The sequence below is a fragment of the Spirosoma arcticum genome (assembly GCF_054779955.1).
On record NZ_BAAGXG010000003.1, the window covers coordinates 307,390 to 325,000 of the forward strand.

A 17,611-nucleotide genomic window follows, 5' to 3' on the forward strand; every position below is an offset into this window, starting at 1 on the left:
AAATTGCGGGGGACTGGTTAGCTGGTAAATTTCCAGGTCTGCTCCACGGGCTTTCCGCTGTGTACTTCCTGAATCGCGGCTACGATGTTGGGGTAGGCCCCGCAGCGGCAAATGTTGCCCGACATCCGCTCCCGGATCTCCTCATTCGACAGTTGCACCGGACCGGGCTTTTTACGAACGTTTTCCGTCACGTAGCTCACTTCTCCGTTCTTTGCTTCGTCCAGCAGCGCCACCGCCGAGCAAATTTGGCCCGGTGTGCAGAACCCGCACTGAAACCCGTCGTGTTTAAGGAAAGCGACTTGGATCGGATGCAGGTCGGTACCTTTAGCCAGACCTTCAATCGTTTTCACGCTTTTTCCCTCGCAGGTGGCCGCCAGCGTGAGGCAGGACAGCACCCGGTGTCCATCTACGAGTACCGTGCAAGCCCCGCACTGCCCGTGGTCGCAGCCTTTTTTGGAGCCGGTCAGTTCCAGTCGTTCGCGCAGGGTATCCAGCAGCGTCATTCGGGAATCAACCAGCAGCTTTTTGGCCGCACCATTGACCCTGAACGACACGTCAACGCCGTTTTCAATAGCGGCCGGAGTAAACTCCACAGGAGTCATTGCGCTGAGCGGACGAATCAGCACCTGCTCGGCAACGGCTGACTGAGCCGCCAGGAGTCCCCCACTGGCCAGGGCCATGAATTTCAGAAAATGGCGCCGGTTCACCCCGGTATCGAGAATTTCGTCCAGATCCTCCGGCATCAGCTCGTTGAATAGCTTCTTTTCGTCCTCGGTCAACTGAGGAGCTTCGTTTTCGTCCATCATGCGTCTCTTCGGGAAATGCAGGTATAACTGTAAAACGCCTGAGAAGGCTTATTTTACACAGCAGGATTGATAAAAATTCTGGTGGTGAGGTATCCTGGACGGCCATCAGATGTTGGCCATCATCCGGTCGAAAGTAGCCCGTTGTGCCCGCATCGACCCTACTTTATCGGCTGGATTGGTGTGACATTCCAGCAAAACCCAACCCGTATAATTCATCTTTACCAGATTGGTCAGCAGGCTTTGGTAGGGATAGTCCGTTCGGTCCAGTTCCCGCACGTGACAGGTCGCCCCAAACCGATGTTTCACTAAGTTAAAATTATGGTCGAATCCCTGCCCGTTCAGGTCCTGCGGGTTGCAGTTCCAGCAAAGGGTTGCGTTCGGATGCGTGGCCGACTCCATAATCTGTTTGATAGCGGGCAGTTCCTGAGTCGCTTCGCCATGCACTTCAAGCCGGATCTGCTGGCCAAATTCAGCGCCGTAACGGGCCAGTTCGTTCAGTGACTCGCCAATCTGGGTCAGTGTCTTTTGAGCTGCAACTTCTTTATGAAGGGCATTGGGTTTCACTTTCACCCCCGACCCGCCGACATCCGCGCTTAACCGGATAAATTCCTTAGTTCGTTCAATGGAGGCTTTGAGTTTATCCGGTTCCACAAAATCAAATTGTTGGTTTGTTCCCAGCCCAACCAGTTGTATCGGGCTGTCGGCGAACTGCTTTCTGACCTCCGCTCGTTGGGTAGCATTCAGGTTGGGCATGACCCCATGCGCGTGATCTACGCGCAGTTCTATTCCCTGCAAGCCCGTATCGGCACAGTTCTTAATCAGGGTGGGCACATCCCAGTCTTTCCCCCACAGGTAGGTTACCAGACCCAGTTTAATGGGTGATTTTACGGCTGCCGGTTCACGGGCAAAGGCCAGTGGAGAAAGCAGGGACGCCCCCGCCAGCAGGGAGGTTTCCTTCAGAAACGTTCGTCGATCACGATTCGCCATTGCCATTGAGGTTGCTGCTAAAGCCAGTAGGTAAAGAAAACGGGCAAGCAACTTGCCTGTCCATCGACTAAAGTTCAGCCCACGGCGTAGCTACTTACCAACCGCTAAGTCAGAGAAATAGGCGGATCTTCACGGTACCCATCAACTCCGATGTCATCGAGTTTCACATAAACCGAGGGCGTAAAATCAGATAAACACCCGCGTTCCCGAGTAATTCTGCCGGAACTCGCGGGGGGTACACCCGTTTTTCCGGCGGAAGATTCGGTTAAAATACGACAGGTTGTTGAAGCCACATTTGTAGGAAATTTCCGCAATCGTCTGGGTCGTGTCGATCAGCAGCCGGGCCGCGTGACCCAGCCGAATCTCATTGAGGCTGTCGATAAACGTTTTTCCAGTCCGCTTTTTGATGAACCGGCTGAACGACACCTCCAGCATATTAACTTCTTTGGCTACGGCTTCGAGCGACACGTTTTCGGTGTAGTGAGCATGCATGTAGGCGAATGCTTTCTCGATCCGGCGGCTGTGGTAGCTAACCGGGTCGCTGCTGAAGGTGGTGTTGGACAGCGTTCGCATGTTGCGCGACGTGGACAGGTCGTGCAGGATCGACATCAGTTCCAATACCGAGTCGAAGCCGCTTTTGTTAGCGAGCGCTTCCAGACGTGGCCGGATGGCTTCGATTGTTTCGCGGGAGAAAGCGATACCCCGGAACGAGCGCTCCAGCAAACTGCGGATGAAACTCAACTGGTTGCGCTGTAGCAGTTTTTCGTCGAACAGGTCGCGGTGAAACTGAATGGTGATCTCATGAATGTCGTTGCTTTGGCACTGATGCGTGAACCAGCCGTGGGGCAGATTACTACCAACCAGCACTAATTCCAGATCATCAATGACGGCGGTATGATCGCCGACGATGCGTTTTGTGTTGGCCGCATTGGCGATGAAGTTAAGCTCAAACTCGTCGTGATTGTGCATCGGAAAATCGAACTCCGACTTCACGCGCGAGAACAAAGTAAAACAGTCGTGGGGGGTTAGTGGGGTGATCTCCCGGTAAATCGAGTGCATGGAATAGCGAAGATGGGTGGATGAAAAACAGCCAAACAAAGAGCGTTTAAGTACCAGTACGGGCAGACCCATTGCGAATCATTGTCATAACTATCTAAGTACTACTTTGTATTATTTTGACAAATTAAGCGAAACAAGGGCAAATTCACTGGGTCTACACAAACATATTTATCTATTCGGGTCAAACAATGGATAAAATAATACTATACAATGTACCAGTTCAGCTTATAATTTTGTCATGAAAAGATTGCCTGATTGAAAGCCATCCATTGTCCGTTATGGGACGCGGTGCTACCTCAACTGACCAGTGGCATGTTACGAATTGTTCTCGCCGGATTAGCCAACGTACTATTATCGCTCAGCGTGGTGGCGCAAACCGCACCGATTGACCCAAAGGCGACGCCCGAAACCCAGCGCTTATACCTCAGTCTACAGCGCGTGGCAAAGCAGGGCACGATGTTCGGCCATCAGGACGATTTGGCGTACGGCGTCGGCTGGCAGTATGAACCGGGCCGGTCCGACATTCGCGATGTCGTCGGCGATTACCCGGCGGTGTTTGGCTGGGACTTGGGCCGTTTAGAGTTCGACAGTACCGCCAACCTCGATGGTGTTCCTTTCGATAAACAGCGGGCATTTGCCCAACAAGTTTACGCACAGGGCGGCCTCAACACGTATAGCTGGCACCTGAACAACCCGCTCGACCCAACAAAAACCAGTTGGGACAAACAGGATTCCACCGTCCGCCACTTGTTCGATGACCGGAAGGCGCTGAAACGCTACAGGTCGTGGCTAAATAAGGTGGCTGCGTACATGAAAAGCCTGAAAGGAGCCAATGGGGAGGCCATTCCGGTTATTTTTCGGCCGTTCCATGAACACACGGGAAGTTGGTTCTGGTGGGGAAAAAACCACTGCTCACCCCAGGAATACGTCAGGCTGTGGCGCTACACGGTGGATCACCTTCGTAAGAAAAAGCGGGTTCATAACCTGCTGTACGCCTACTCGACCGACCGGTTCACCTCCCGCGACGACTACCTGGAACGCTATCCGGGCGATGAGTACGTGGACATCGTCGGGTTCGACATTTACCACCGGCCCGCGTCCGACACGGCAAAGCGCTTCATTCCCGAGACCCGCCGGATGGTGGAAACGCTGCGGAGTATCGGTCAGGAGAAAGGCAAGCCCTACGCCATGACCGAGACGGGCTTAGACCGGGTTTCGCTGGCCGACTGGTGGACGAGCGTCCTGCTGCCGGTGGTCCGGGATGCCGGGTTGTCTTACGTACTGGTTTGGCGCAACGCGGGCGAGAAACAATATTTTGCGCCGTTCCGGGGGCAGGCCAGTGCTGATGATTTCCGGCGTTTTTACGAAAGCCCGCAGTTGATTTTCGGTCAGAAAGCAACGGCTGAAGCCTTATATCAACCCGTACCGTCTCCCGCGAACTGAAACCCAATCGTCAATACCCAACGCCATGAAACTCTCTGCCCTCGACGTCAGCATCATCGTCCTCTATTTAGCCGCCGTCATCGTACTGGGGTTAGTGTTGAAAAAGCGGGCGGCTAAAAACAAAGAAGCCTACATGCTGGGCGGCAAAACGCTGCCCTGGTACATGCTCGGCCTGTCGAACGCATCGGATATGTTCGACATTTCGGGGACGATGTGGATGGTGTCGCTGGCGTTCGTCTACGGCATGAAAAGCCTGTGGATTCCGTGGCTATGGCCGGTTTTCAACCAGATTTTCATGATGATGTACCTGTCGGTCTGGCTGCGCCGGTCAAACGTGTCGACGGGGGCCGAGTGGATCGGTACGCGCTTCGGCCTGGTGGGCCGGGGCGTTACGGCGTCGCATACCATCGTGGTCGTGTTCGCGCTGCTGAGTTGCCTGGGTTTTCTGGCGTACGGGTTCGTCGGACTGGGCAAGTTTGTTGAGATATTCATTCCGTTCGAGAGCGTGGCTCCTTACGTGCCATTCAGCGTTTCGCCCGAGTACGTAGCGCATTTCTACGGCATTATTTTCACCGCCTTCGCCGTTTTTTATGCCATCCTGGGCGGCATGACCAGCATCGTCATCGGCGACGTGCTGAAATACATCATTATGTCAGTAGCCGCCGTCGTCATCGCCTGGATTGCCATGCAGAACCTCGCCGTGAAGCAGTTGGTGGTGCCGCCGGGCTGGTACACGCCCTTCTTCAACTGGCAGCTCGACGACCTCGACTGGTCGGGCATGATTGGGGAGGTGAACGCCAAGATCAAATCCGATGGGTATTCGCTGTTCGGTATCTTTTTCATGATGATGGTTTTCAAAGGCATTCTGGCCAGCTTAGCCGGTCCGGCACCCAACTACGACATGCAGAAGGTGCTGTCGACCAAATCTCCGCAGGACGCGGCCAAGATGAGCGGATTCGTGTCCATTGTGCTGCTGCCCGTTCGCTACGCCATGATTATGGGCTTCACAGTACTGGCACTGCTCCACTACGATCAGTTGGACCTCCGCTCGGCCACGGGCATCGACTTCGAGAAAATCCTCCCGGCGGCCATCCTGCAGTTCGTCCCGGCGGGGCTGATGGGTCTGTTGCTGGCGGGGTTGCTGGCGGCCTTCATGGGCACGTTTGCGGGTACGCTCAACGCGGCTCAGGCGTACATCGTCAACGACATCTACCTCAAATACGTCGAACCCAACGCGTCCAACCGGCGCATCTCGAACATGAATTACGGGTCTGGGCTGCTGGTGGCGTTCGTTGGGGTGCTGATGGGTTTGTTCGCCCGCGACGTTAACAGCATTCTACAGTGGATTGTGTCGGCCCTGTACGGCGGCTACGTAGCGGCCAACGTGCTTAAGTGGCACTGGTGGCGGTTCAACGCCAGCGGCTTTTTCTGGGGAATGCTGGCGGGCATCGTACCGGCTCTGGTTCTTCCCTATGTTTTCGAGGAAACGCTGGAGTTATATTATTTCCCGCTGCTGTTCGCGCTGTCGCTGGGCGGTTGCATCGCCGGGTCGCTGCTGACCCCGCCTACGGACATCGACGTGCTCAAATCATTCTACCGGACCGTGCGGCCGTGGGGTTTCTGGGGGCCGGTTCATGCCTTAGTCGTGGCTGACGATCCGTCGTTTGTGGCGAACAAGAACTTCCGGTTAGACGCCTTCAACGTGGTCGTCGGCGTGGTGGCGCAGTGCTGCCTGACGATGCTACCGATGTACCTGATCGTGGGCATGAACACCCAATTGGGCGTTACCGTGGGCATTCTGGCTGTGTGCATCCTTATTCTGAAGCGCACCTGGTGGGACAAACTAACCGATGAGACCTGGGAGCCGGTGGCCGACAAGCCCCAGAAGGCCCTATTTCATTAACGCACCCTGTTTTCTTAACCGATACGAACACCTCTAATTTCGATCCCATGACTATTGCTTTTCAACACCGTCTCGAAAAGCTACGGGAAGCTCACGTTGAGTTGACCATCCGAAAAAACCGACCCATTGCCCTTGGTAACGGCATCATCGACCGGTATGAAAACCCGATTCTGACGGCGCAGCACGCGCCCATTTTCTGGCGGTACGACCTGAATCCGGCCACCAACCCGCACCTGATGGAGCGCTTCGGCATCAACGCGACCTTTAATGCGGGCGCTATCAAATTGGCCGGTACCTACCGGCTCGTGGTGCGGGTGGAAGGCGTGGACCGCAAGTCGTTCTTCGCCGTGGCCGAAAGCCCCAACGGCGTGGACAACTTCCAGTTCTGGGATCGCCCGATTACCATGCCCGAAACCGACGAGCCGGACGGCAACGTCTATGACATGCGGGTGGTGCAGCACGAAGATGGCTGGCTCTACGGCCTGTTCTGCACCGAGCGCAAGGACCCAGCCGCCCGGCCCGGCGATGAATCGTCGGCGCTGGCCCAGTGCGGTATCGCCCGTACCCGTGATTTGAAAACCTGGGAGCGGCTGCCGGATCTAAAAACGCCGTCGCCCCAGCAACGCAACGTGGTGCTGCACCCGGAATTTGTCGACGGAAAATACGCCTTTTACACGCGCCCGCAGGACGGGTTTATTGAGGCCGGAACGGGGGGCGGCATTGGTTTTGGCTTCGCCGATTCGATGGAAAACGCGGTGATCGAGCGGGAGTACATTGTGGACGAAAAACGGTACCATACCGTGTACGAAACGAAGAACGGACAGGGACCGGCTCCCATCAAGACCGAACGGGGCTGGCTGCACCTCGCCCACGGGGTGCGGAATACGGCCGCTGGCCTGCGCTACGTGCTGTACCTGTTCCTGACCGACCTGCACGACCTGACGAAAGTCACGCATAAGCCAGCGGGGTATTTCATCGCGCCCGACGGCGACGAACGCATCGGCGACGTGTCGAATGTGACGTTTGCCAACGGCTGGATTTTAGACGACGACGGCACGGTATTTATTTATTACGCGTCGTCGGACACGCGGATGCACGTCGCTACGTCGACCCTCGACCGGCTCCTCGATTACGTAGTAAATACCCCCCCCGACGGTTTCCGCTCGGCCGCTTCGGTCGAGCGGCTAAATGCCCTGATCGACCAGAATCTGTCGTACCAACGGGTCAGTGAAGCCGTCTCCGTGGTGCTTAATGGACAAGCAGACTAATGCCAATGGTACTGACAGCCCACTCTACCTACCAAACCGAAGTCAACGCGGAACTGACGCGCATACTGGATTTTTGGGCGACGTATAGCCTTGACCATCAAGGCGGGGGGTTCATTGGGCGCATGAACAACGATGGACACGTGGCTACCGATGCGCCGAAGGGTGGCGTGCTGAACGCCCGCATTCTCTGGACATTCTCGGCGGCTTACCGACACACGCGAAACCCGGCGTACCGGACAATGGCCGACCGGGCATATGACTACCTGCGGACGCATTTTTTGGATGAAGCCTACGGGGGCGTCTATTGGTCAGTAGATGCGCAGGGGCGGCCGCTCGGCACGCGCAAACAGATTTATGGGCTGGCATTTGCCCTTTACGGCTTCAGCGAATATTACCGTGCTACGGCCAATCCGGCGGCTTTGGAAACGGCCATTGCCCTGTTCGACTGGATTGAGAAACACAGTTTCGACCCGGCACACGGCGGTTATTTTGAAGCCTTTAGCCGGGAGGGTACGCTGCTTGACGATCTTCGACTGAGCGAGAAGGACCGCAACGATCCGAAGACCATGAATACGCACCTGCACATTCTGGAAGGGTACACAAACCTGTACCGGGTGTGGCCCAACGCCCGGCTGGCGGGTCAGCTAACCGCGTTGCTGGGCACGTTTCTGGATCACATCGTTGATCCGGTCACCAACCACATGAACCTGTTTTTCACCGCTGACTGGCAGCCAACCGCCGATCTGATTTCCTACGGTCACGACATCGAAGCGTCGTGGCTGCTGCCCGAAGCAGCCGGTGTGCTCAACAACAACGCGCTAACCGGGCAGGTCAACCGGGTTGCCGTGGCGATGGCGCGGGCCGCAGCCGAAGGGCTCCAACCCGACGGCAGTTTGTATCACGAGTTGGATAAGGCTTCGGGTCATGTCGACACGCACCGGGAGTGGTGGGTCAGCGCCGAAGCGATGGTTGGTTTTTTGAATGCGTACCAGCTTACGGGCGAGGAAACGTTTCTGACGCAGTCGATGGGAAGCTGGCAGTTCACGAAAGATCACCTGCTTGACCATGAACAGGGCGAGTGGCGCTGGGGCGTTCTGGACGACCAAAGCCCAATGCGTGGTGAAGACAAGATTGGCTTCTGGAAGTGTCCCTATCACAACGCACGGGCGTGTCTGGAGGTCTATACCCGGCTACGGGAGCAGACAGAAAGAGTTGAAAAATTTGTGTAACTCCGGGTTGAGCCACGCCGAAGCTGCCCGGATTCAAAGCTTATTTGGGTAAGTGCCGATCAAAATAGTATGCTAACGTTGCGGATTGGTTGACAGATAATTTTACCGCACGATAAGGCCATCAGAACCACTCTATCCACAGGTTTCGCGACATGCCAACAGGCTGATAAATGAACAGCACTCCGTTTGAACGTTCAGTTGTGCTTTCACTTATCCTAACAATATCATTATTTGTAAAAATTGTATTATAAAACTTAGTTAGTCACCGTCTACATTTGATTGACCTAATGACCCGTTTCCCGATAGCGGAGGGCTTGTGAAAACCAACCGGATTCGTCAGCACAATAGCGTTTTTAGAAAAACTAATTTTACCCTAATCAACGATGAACAGAAATCTATTTCGCGTCAGAATCAACCCGTGTAAATCACTGACGCTGAGCGCCCTGCTAACCCTGTTTTCGGTTTGTACGGCGCTGGCCCAGCGACAGATCACCGGAAAAGTGACCGAGAACCAAGGGGCAAGCGGCATTCCCGGTGCCAACATCACCGTTAAGGGAACCCAGACGGGTACCGTTTCTAACACCGACGGTACGTTTAGCGTCAGCGTTCCGAACAACACGGCTACGCTGGTTTTCAGTAGTGTGGGCTACACCAGCCAGGATGTAGCCGTGGGCACCCAGTCCGTGGTGAACGTTGATCTGGTGGCGGACAGCCGGTCGCTCAGCGAGGTCGTTGTGGTGGGATACGGTACGCAGAACCGCCGGGACGTGACCGGGGCCATCAGTTCGGTTAGTGCTGCGCAGATCGAGAAAGTGCCGGTTACGACGCTGGATCAGGCGCTACAGGGCCGCTCACCGGGGGTGCAGGTGACCAACAACGACGGCTCACCGGGCGGGGGTGTTTCGGTGCAGATTCGCGGAACCGGCACCTTTGGCGACAACTCCCCACTCTACGTCGTCGATGGTTATCCTATTTCGGGCGGCATCAACACGCTGAACCCCAACGACATTGCGTCGATGGAGATTCTGAAAGATGCGTCGGCAACGGCCATTTACGGCAACCGGGCGTCGAACGGGGTCGTTATCGTGACCACCAAGCGGGGTAAACAGGGCGGGGTGCAGGTGTCGTTTGATGCCTACGGGTCGATTCAGGCGATTCCCAAACTCTACAAGGTCCTGGACGCGCAGCAGTTCGCTACGTTCGCGTCGGAAGTGGCCAGCAAAGAAGCGTATCCGGTGCTGCCCGAATGGTCGAACCCGTCCAGCCTGCGCAACATCGACTGGCAGAAAGAAGTCTACCAGACGGGCTACCGGCAGAACTACAACTTAGCCCTGCGGGGCGGCAGCGACAAAGTGCAGACGTCCTTTTCGCTGGGCTACTTCGATCAGCAGGGAACGATTAAGTTCTCGAATTTCAAGCGTTACAATGGTAGCCTGAACCTGGACTACACGCCCCTTAAATGGCTAAAAGCCTCGGCCAGCTTGAAATACACCCGGTCGACGGGCTTCACCGGCTTTGGAACCGGCATCAACGGCATCGGGAATCTGACCAAACTCATTCCCACCCTGTCGGGCAATCCGCTCACCAACGAGGTGAAGGACGCGAACGGCAACTACGGGTATTACACGAAAGGATCGACGGTCGTTTCGGGCAGCACCAACGTAATTGCCAACTTGGAGGAAACGGACCGGGATCAGGCATCGAACTACCTGCTGACAACCACCTCGCTGGAGGTCACGCCGGTGGCTGGCCTGCGGCTGAAAACAAACTTCGGCGTCAACGTCAGCGATGGCTCCGGCTTTTATTTCACGCCGACTAACGACCGGGTAACGCCCTCGCCCTTAGCGTTCTACTCGCAGAATGCCAACAACACCTTCGAGTGGCTGTGGGAAAACACGGCCGCTTATACCCGGACGTTCGGCATTCATTCTATCGACTTCGTCGGCGGGGTATCGGCTCAGGAAAATACGTATCGGCAGTCCGGGGCCAGTGGCAGCGGCCTGATTAGCAACGAACTGCGCAACGTTGGTTCGCTGCAAACGGTAGTGCCCTACGGCAACCAGCAAACCTGGTCGCTGGCCTCGCAGTTTGGCCGACTGACCTACAAGCTGCTCGACCGGTATGTGCTGACGGGAACGGTCCGGCGGGATGGTTCGTCGCGGTTTGGACCCGGCAACAAATACGGCGTTTTCCCCTCGGTTTCGGCCGCGTGGCGGCTTAAAGACGAGCCGTTTATGTCGGGTATCGGGGCCATCAGCGACTTGAAACTTCGCGGTAGCTGGGGCCAGACGGGTAACCAGAACATTGGCCTTTTCCAGTATCAGTCAACCTACGGCTCGGGGCCGAGCCGGGTGGACAACCGGGGATACGTCTTCGGTCAGGAAAAAGTGTACTACGACGGTCTGGTGCTGAACGGCCTGCCCAACCCGAATCTGACCTGGGAAACCCAAACCCAAACCGACATTGGTCTGGATGCCGCTTTCCTGAATGGCCGGTTGAATTTTACCGCCGATTACTACGTCAGAACCTCCAGTGGGTTTCTGCTGAGCGTGAACGTACCCAGCCAGACGGGTTTCAGCACGGCGACCCGCAACGTGGGCAGCATCCGCAACAGCGGGCTGGAACTGGGGCTGGAGTACCGCGAGTCGAGCCACGACTTCAAGTGGGGCATCAACGCCAACGTAACAACGGTGAACAACAAGATTCTCAGTTTTGCCGATGGACTGACGTCGGTGGGTAACTTCTCTGATTTGGGCTTTCCCAACTTCGGTGGTAACCTCTGGACCACGTTCACCCAGTCGCAGGTGGGCGGGCAGGTCGGCGCGTTTTACGGATTCCGGTCGGCGGGTATTTTCCAAACCAAGGAAGAGATCAACGCCCTGAACGCAGCCGCCGTTACTAAGTTCGGGGCGGGGGCTTTCTACCAGGCGTCGTCAACGTCGCCGGGCGACCGGAAATTTGTTGACCTCAACGGTGATGGGCAGGTTACCGACGCGGACCGCGTGATTATCGGCAGCCCGATCCCGAAACTCTTCGGTGGGGTTAACTTCGACGGTTCGTATAAGCAGTTCGACTTCTCGATGTTCTGGTATGCGTCGGTCGGCAACGACATTCTGAACTACGCCAAGCGCAACCTCCAGAGTTTGGCAACCAACGGGGGCGTAGGCGTGGAGAACGTCAGCGAAGATTTCTACCTGAATCGCTGGACGGAAACTAACCCTTCGACAACGTACGCCCGCGCCGTTCGGGACGACAAGAGCGGTAACACCCGCGTGTCCGACGTGTATGTTGAAGACGGTTCGTTCCTGCGGCTGCGGAACCTACAGATTGGCTACACCGTGCCCGCAGCCCTGACGCGTAAGTTTACGCTGAGCCGCATCCGGGTTTACGCGAGTGGTCAGAACTTGGTTACGTTCACCAAATACACCGGGTTAGACCCCGAAATTGGTCAGGTCAGCGACCCCAACAACGGCAGCACGAGCGCCACGGTCAAAGGTGTCGATGTGGGTAACTACCCAACTTCGCGCTTTTTTACGCTGGGTCTGAGCGTACAGTTTTAATCTTCTTTCCGAAAAAATTGATCGTACTATGAAACTCAATAAAACAATCTGGCTGGTTGGTGTATCGGCAACGCTGTTGCTGCCGATCAGTTGCAAAGAAGACTTTCTGGAAAAGAAAAACACGCAGGGGATTACCGAAGACGCCCTGTTTAAACGGGAAGCCGATGGCGTTGCGCTCGTAACGGGTATCTACGATACGTTCCACGACGTCGACTTCACACTGAAAGCGCTGTGGTATCAGGCCAACTTCCTGTCGCAGGATTTCAAGAACTACGGGGCCGACACGTTCTTCGAGACCTACGAGGTACGCAGCGACTTTGCGGCTTTGGATTTGTTCTGGTCGAGAGCGTATCAGGGCATTGCCCGCGCCAACTCAGCGATTCCGATCATTGCCAAGATGAAAGCGGGCAATATTATTTCGGAAAGCATGGCGAACCGGCTCACCGGCGAAACGCTGTTTCTGCGGGGTGTTTTCTATTACTACTTAGCGTCCAACTTCGGGGGGGTGCCGCTGGAGTTGCAGACGGTAACGGACGACGGTCGCCACCCGCGCAATACGCAGGACGAAGTCTTCGCAGCCGTAGCGGCCGACATGAAAGCAGCCGCCGACCTTTTGCCGTGGCAGCAGGACTTAGCCGCTGCCGATGTAGGCCGGGCCTCGAAGGGAGCCGCGCTGGCGTACCTGGGCGATGCGCAGATGTGGCTCAAAAAGTACACCGACGCAGCCGCTACCTATGAGCAGTTGACCGGCAAGTATCAGTTGGAAGCCAACTTCGTGAACATCCACGAGTTTAATAACCAGAACGGCAAGGAATCTATATTCGAGATTCAATACATTGCCGGGCCGGATATGTCGTGGGGACACAGCAACGATTCGCACTGGCTGACGACGTTTGGTATGCCGGAGGAGGTTTCGCAGTTCGGCTATTCGTACGCCGACAAAAAACTGTATGATTCCTTTGAAGCCGGTGATACGCGCAAGTTTCCGACCGTAATTGGTCCCGGCGACGTACACCCCAGCCCGAACATTCAGATCAAAAACTACCCGTTGGTGAAGGAAAAGTGGGGGGGCATCAACACGCTGGGCACGGTAGCCAAGCCGTGGAAAGGATCCGATAATGCCCGGTCGGGCTACTATGGCGTGAAAACCTGGCGCGATCCGAGTTCGACGGGTAACTCGGGCAATCCAACGAATATCTTCAGCGGCCAGAACCTGATTCTGATGCGCTACGGGCAGGTGTTGCTAAGCAAAGCGGAAGCCCTGCTCAAAGGCGGCAATCCGGCCGGGGCGCTGGACATCATCAACAACCAGATCCGCAAGCGGGCGGGCTTAGGCGCGGCCACCGGCACGGACGTAGCCAAAGTTCTGCTGGACGAGTACCGGCACGAGCTGGCGGGTGAGTTTTCGCTCTGGTTTCTACTCCGGCGGTCGGGTGAGCATCTGAACTACGTAAAAGAGAAATACGGTATCACCGTACCCCCCGGTAAAGATTTAATGCCCGTTCCGCAGAAGCAGATCGCCACGAACGAGAAACTGGTACAAAATCCGGGATATTAACTCTATTGTTTTACTTGCGTGTATCGAGGGCTTTGTATTATGTACAAAGCCCTCGTGCGTTATAAAATCGGGCGTCGCTTCGTTTGATTAATATGAGAATGAAAGGCTGTTATTACGTTTGGTTTTGCTTTCTGATGGCCCTCTGGTCCTGCCGAACGCCTACGCGGTTCGAAGCCATTCCTTCCTCGCATTCCGGCATCACGTTCAACAACCTCATCACCGAAAACGACTCGATCAACCCGCTGGATATGGTCAATATCTACAACGGCGGGGGCGTGGGCATCGGCGACTTCAATCAGGACGGCTGGCAGGATGTTTATTTCGTCGGCAACCGGGTGTCCAATAAATTATACCTCAACAAAGGCGGGCAGGATTCGGATGGATTTCAGTTCGAGGACGTCACCGACCGGGCGGGCGTTGACGGGGCGGGACGCTGGGGGCGCGGGGTAGCCGTGGTCGATATCAACAGCGATGGCTGGCCCGACATTTACGTTTGCAATACGCTGGCAAAAGACTCGCTTCAACGCCGTAATTTGTTGTATGTCAACCAAAAGCTGACGAAAGACGGCATTCCGGTTTTTCGGGAGATGGGCCACGCGTACGGCTTAGATATCCACGTTCAGTCGACGATGGCTAACTTTTTCGATGCCGACAACGACGGCGATTTGGATATGTACCTGACCGTCAACGAAGCCTCGGCCGACCAGAATCCCAGTAAGTTTGGCATGGTCAGGGGCGTGGGACGCCGGAGTACGGGGCGGTTGTTCCAGAACGACCCGGATACGTCGGTTGGGCACCCCGTCTACCGGGACGTATCGGCGCAGGCCGGGATTCAACTCGACGGATTCGGCCACACGGCGACCGTCGTGGACATTAACCTCGACGGCTGGAAAGACATCTCCGTCGCCAACGATTTCCTGTCGAGCAACATCCTGTACGTCAATAATGGAGACAATCGTGGTGCGGGACCGACGTTCACGGACCGGTCAAAGGAATACTTCAAGCACACGTCGCTGAACGCGATGGGGCAGGATATCGCCGATATCAACAACGACGGGTTGGCCGACCTGATTGAGTTGGATATGAATCCGGCCGATAACTACCGCAAGAAAATGATGATGGGGCCGAACAATTACGCCGTCGACATCAATTTCGGTCTGCACGGTTACCAGCATCAATACGTCAGAAACACACTGCAACTCAATCAGGGGCCGCGCGTGGGACCACAGGATTCGCTCGGCAGCCCGGTCTTCAGCGAAATCGGTTTCATGAGCGGCATCGCCCAAACGGACTGGAGCTGGACGCCCCTGCTCACCGACTTCACGAACGACGGCTACCGCGACCTCGTCATCACGAATGGCTACCCGAAAGATGTAACCGATCACGATTTCATCGCTTACCGGGATCAGCCGTTTGGAACGATACCGAAGCAAAAGCTGCTGAACCAAATCCCGGTGGTCAAAATCCACAACTACGCCTTCGAGAACAAAGGCAACCTGAGCTTTGCCGACGCGACAACCGACTGGGGCCTGACCGAACCCACCTTCTCGAACGGGGCTGCTTATGCTGATTTCAATAACGACGGGGCGATGGACATGGTCATCAACAACATCAACGACGAGGCCCTGCTGTACAAAAACACGACCCGCGAGCGGACCAATCCGGCGGCTCATTTTCTACAAATCACCTTTGCGGGCAACGGGGCGAACAGAAACGGGATTGGTGCGTTTGCCACTATTTACTACGACCGGGGCCAGCAGCAGGTGTACGAACACACGCCCTATCGCGGCTACCTGTCCACGCATCAGGCCGTGGCTCACTTCGGCTTAGGCACTGTAACGCAGGTTGATTCGGTCGTGGTCAAGTGGCCCAATGGGCGAAAACAGGTGCTCACCAACGTCAAAGCCGATCAAGTGCTGCCGGTATCCATTGAAAACGCGACCATTCCGTATCGTTGGATTACCCCCGTGCTGGCCACGAATGCGCTGTTCACCGACGTCACGGATTCACTCGGCATCCGGTATCGGCACAACGAATTTGATTTTATCGACTTCAACATTCAAAAGTTACTGCCTCACAAATTATCCGAATATAGTCCGGGGCTGGCGGTTGGCGACGTCGACGGCGACGGGCTGGACGATCTGGTCATCGGCGGCAATGCCCACGACCCGGCTCAGGTGTTTTTGCAACAATCGACCGGGAGATTCCGGCAGCGTACGCTCTTGCCGACGCAGTTAGGTACGCCGGACTACAAAGACGAGGGGCTGTTGCTGTTCGATGCCAACGGCGACGGGAAACTCGACCTGTACATCGCCCGTGGCGGCTACAAACAGGTGTCTGACAGCCCGGCGTATCAGGATAAACTGTACCTGAACGACGGACGGGGTAACTTTACCGATGCCACGAATGCGCTGCCCGAAAACCACACGAGCAAACTCTGCGTTCGGGCCGTCGATTACAACAAAGACGGTCGGCTCGACCTGTTCGTATCCGGGCGCGTTGATCCGTGGCATTACCCAAAACCGGTTTCCAGCTTCATCTTCAGAAACGACAGCCAGAACGGGCGCGTGACATTCACCGATGTGACCCGTGCCGTGGCTCCCGCGCTGAACCAGATCGGGTTGGTATGCGATGCGCTGTTCACCGATATGGATAATGACACCTGGCCCGACCTGATTCTGGCCGGGGAATGGATGCCAATCACGATTCTGAAAAACAACCGGGGTACCTACGCGTCCATCACCGAAACAACAGGAATTGGCAACCGGCGCGGCTGGTGGAACACCATCGTGGCGGGCGATTTTCGCCATACCGGCCGCATGGATTACATTGTGGGCAATACGGGACTGAACACATTCTACCAGGCCAGCGAACAGTATCCAGCCTACATCACCGCTGCCGATTTCGATAAGAACGGCAACTATTCGGCCATTCCGTCGCTGTTTCTACCCGACCGGCAGGGCGAAAAGCAGGAGTTTCCGGCCCACGGCCGCGATGACTTAGTGAAACAGATGAACAGCCTGAAGAAGAAGTTCACCGATTATAAATCGCTGGCGGTGGCAACCTTGAGTGAGGTATTGACGACCGATCAGCGAAAAGAAGCGTTGCGTTTGGCCGTGAACACAACGGAATCGTGTTTCCTGCGCAACGATGGAAACGGAACGTTTGCCCTGATTCCGTTACCGAAACAGGCCCAGCTATCGACCCTGAACGGGATGGTGGTCGACGATTATGACGGCGACGGTCATGTAGACGTGGCAATCACGGGCAATGATCACGGCACCGACGTATCGGTAGGGCGTTACGATGCGCTGAACGGATTATTGCTGAAAGGGGACGGACGCGGCAACTTTCAACCTCAGTCCATTCGGCAAAGTGGTCTGTTCACACCCGGAAACGGGAAAGCACTCGTCAAATTACACGACAACAAAGGAGCCTATTGGCTGGCTGCGAGTCAGAATAACGGTTCGCTGAAGGTGTTTCAACGAAAACGCAATGGCCGCCAGTTACCCCTCAGGTCCGACGATGTCAGCGCGGTCGTTCAGTACAAAAACGGGCGGTCTGTAAAGCATGAATTTTCCTACGGTTCCTCGTTTCTGTCGCAGCCGGGCCGATTCATCAGTGTCGATGAAACGATGGTACGCGTGAGTATAGAGGACAGTAAAGGAGAAAAGCGGCACATACCTGTCAATTAGTGGTACGTGCACATTGTAGAAAAAGAAGCTGCTGATGCTCGTATCAACGTATACAAGCGGTATCCTGAGATGGTCCTGAAAATCCGGACAGTGTAGTGTACTT

10 protein-coding genes are annotated in these 17,611 nt (G+C 55.7%); 7 read left to right on the plus strand and 3 right to left on the minus strand.

Annotated elements, in window-relative coordinates:
• Window positions 1-17: 17 nt before the first annotated feature.
• The 3 genes from ACYVHB_RS08525 to ACYVHB_RS08535 all read right to left on the minus strand — a co-directional run bounded on the left by ACYVHB_RS08525 (window position 18) and on the right by ACYVHB_RS08535 (window position 2,852).
• Entirely contained in the window at window positions 18-803 is a 786-nt protein-coding gene (locus ACYVHB_RS08525) for a 2Fe-2S iron-sulfur cluster-binding protein (RefSeq protein ID WP_461051542.1), read from the minus strand.
• Between the two features lie 108 nt (window positions 804-911).
• A complete protein-coding gene (locus ACYVHB_RS08530; protein WP_461051278.1) occupies window positions 912-1,793 on the minus strand; it encodes a sugar phosphate isomerase/epimerase family protein in 882 nt (293 codons plus the stop codon).
• Window positions 1,794-1,979: 186 nt separating this feature from the next.
• Window positions 1,980-2,852, minus strand: coding sequence for a helix-turn-helix domain-containing protein (locus ACYVHB_RS08535; RefSeq protein WP_461051279.1), 873 nt, complete (start codon window positions 2,850-2,852; stop codon window positions 1,980-1,982).
• A 312-nt stretch (window positions 2,853-3,164) separates the two neighbouring features.
• Between ACYVHB_RS08535 and ACYVHB_RS08540 the strand changes: the two genes are divergently transcribed.
• The 7 genes from ACYVHB_RS08540 (at window position 3,165) to ACYVHB_RS08570 (ending at window position 17,508) form a co-directional block, all read left to right on the plus strand.
• Complete coding sequence (locus ACYVHB_RS08540) at window positions 3,165-4,295, plus strand: glycoside hydrolase family 26 protein (protein WP_461051280.1); 1,131 nt, start codon at window positions 3,165-3,167, stop codon at window positions 4,293-4,295.
• Between the two features lie 25 nt (window positions 4,296-4,320).
• A complete protein-coding gene (locus ACYVHB_RS08545) occupies window positions 4,321-6,198 on the plus strand; it encodes a sodium:solute symporter family protein (RefSeq protein WP_461051281.1) in 1,878 nt (625 codons plus the stop codon).
• 47 nt (window positions 6,199-6,245) lie between these two features.
• The gene (locus tag ACYVHB_RS08550; protein WP_461051282.1) at window positions 6,246-7,466 is read left to right on the plus strand and encodes a glycoside hydrolase family 130 protein; all 1,221 of its coding nucleotides are present in this window, start codon (window positions 6,246-6,248) and stop codon (window positions 7,464-7,466) included.
• 5 nt (window positions 7,467-7,471) lie between these two features.
• On the plus strand, window positions 7,472-8,695 hold the full coding sequence (locus ACYVHB_RS08555; RefSeq protein ID WP_461051283.1) for an AGE family epimerase/isomerase: 1,224 nt from the start codon (window positions 7,472-7,474) through the stop codon (window positions 8,693-8,695).
• Between the two features lie 383 nt (window positions 8,696-9,078).
• Window positions 9,079-12,255 carry a SusC/RagA family TonB-linked outer membrane protein gene (locus ACYVHB_RS08560; RefSeq protein WP_461051284.1) on the plus strand — a complete coding sequence of 1,059 codons (3,177 nt, stop codon included), beginning with the start codon at window positions 9,079-9,081 and terminating at the stop codon, window positions 12,253-12,255.
• 28 nt (window positions 12,256-12,283) lie between these two features.
• A complete protein-coding gene (locus ACYVHB_RS08565) occupies window positions 12,284-13,813 on the plus strand; it encodes a RagB/SusD family nutrient uptake outer membrane protein (protein ID WP_461051285.1) in 1,530 nt (509 codons plus the stop codon).
• Window positions 13,814-13,911: 98 nt separating this feature from the next.
• Window positions 13,912-17,508: a VCBS repeat-containing protein gene (locus ACYVHB_RS08570; RefSeq protein WP_461051286.1), complete on the plus strand. Its 3,597-nt coding sequence runs from the start codon at window positions 13,912-13,914 to the stop codon at window positions 17,506-17,508.
• Window positions 17,509-17,611 lie beyond the last annotated feature (103 nt).

Bases quoted from the DNA above. Each gene is read 5' to 3' on its own strand.
- ACYVHB_RS08525 (WP_461051542.1), bottom strand. From the start codon at position 803: ATGGACGAAAACGAAGCTCCTCAGTTGACCGAGGACGAAAAGAAGCTA.
- ACYVHB_RS08530 (WP_461051278.1), bottom strand. From the start codon at position 1,793: ATGGCGAATCGTGATCGACGAACGTTTCTGAAGGAAACCTCCCTGCTG.
- ACYVHB_RS08535 (WP_461051279.1), bottom strand. From the start codon at position 2,852: ATGCACTCGATTTACCGGGAGATCACCCCACTAACCCCCCACGACTGT.
- ACYVHB_RS08540 (WP_461051280.1), top strand. From the start codon at position 3,165: ATGTTACGAATTGTTCTCGCCGGATTAGCCAACGTACTATTATCGCTC.
- ACYVHB_RS08545 (WP_461051281.1), top strand. From the start codon at position 4,321: ATGAAACTCTCTGCCCTCGACGTCAGCATCATCGTCCTCTATTTAGCC.
- ACYVHB_RS08550 (WP_461051282.1), top strand. From the start codon at position 6,246: ATGACTATTGCTTTTCAACACCGTCTCGAAAAGCTACGGGAAGCTCAC.
- ACYVHB_RS08555 (WP_461051283.1), top strand. From the start codon at position 7,472: ATGGTACTGACAGCCCACTCTACCTACCAAACCGAAGTCAACGCGGAA.
- ACYVHB_RS08560 (WP_461051284.1), top strand. From the start codon at position 9,079: ATGAACAGAAATCTATTTCGCGTCAGAATCAACCCGTGTAAATCACTG.
- ACYVHB_RS08565 (WP_461051285.1), top strand. From the start codon at position 12,284: ATGAAACTCAATAAAACAATCTGGCTGGTTGGTGTATCGGCAACGCTG.
- ACYVHB_RS08570 (WP_461051286.1), top strand. From the start codon at position 13,912: ATGAAAGGCTGTTATTACGTTTGGTTTTGCTTTCTGATGGCCCTCTGG.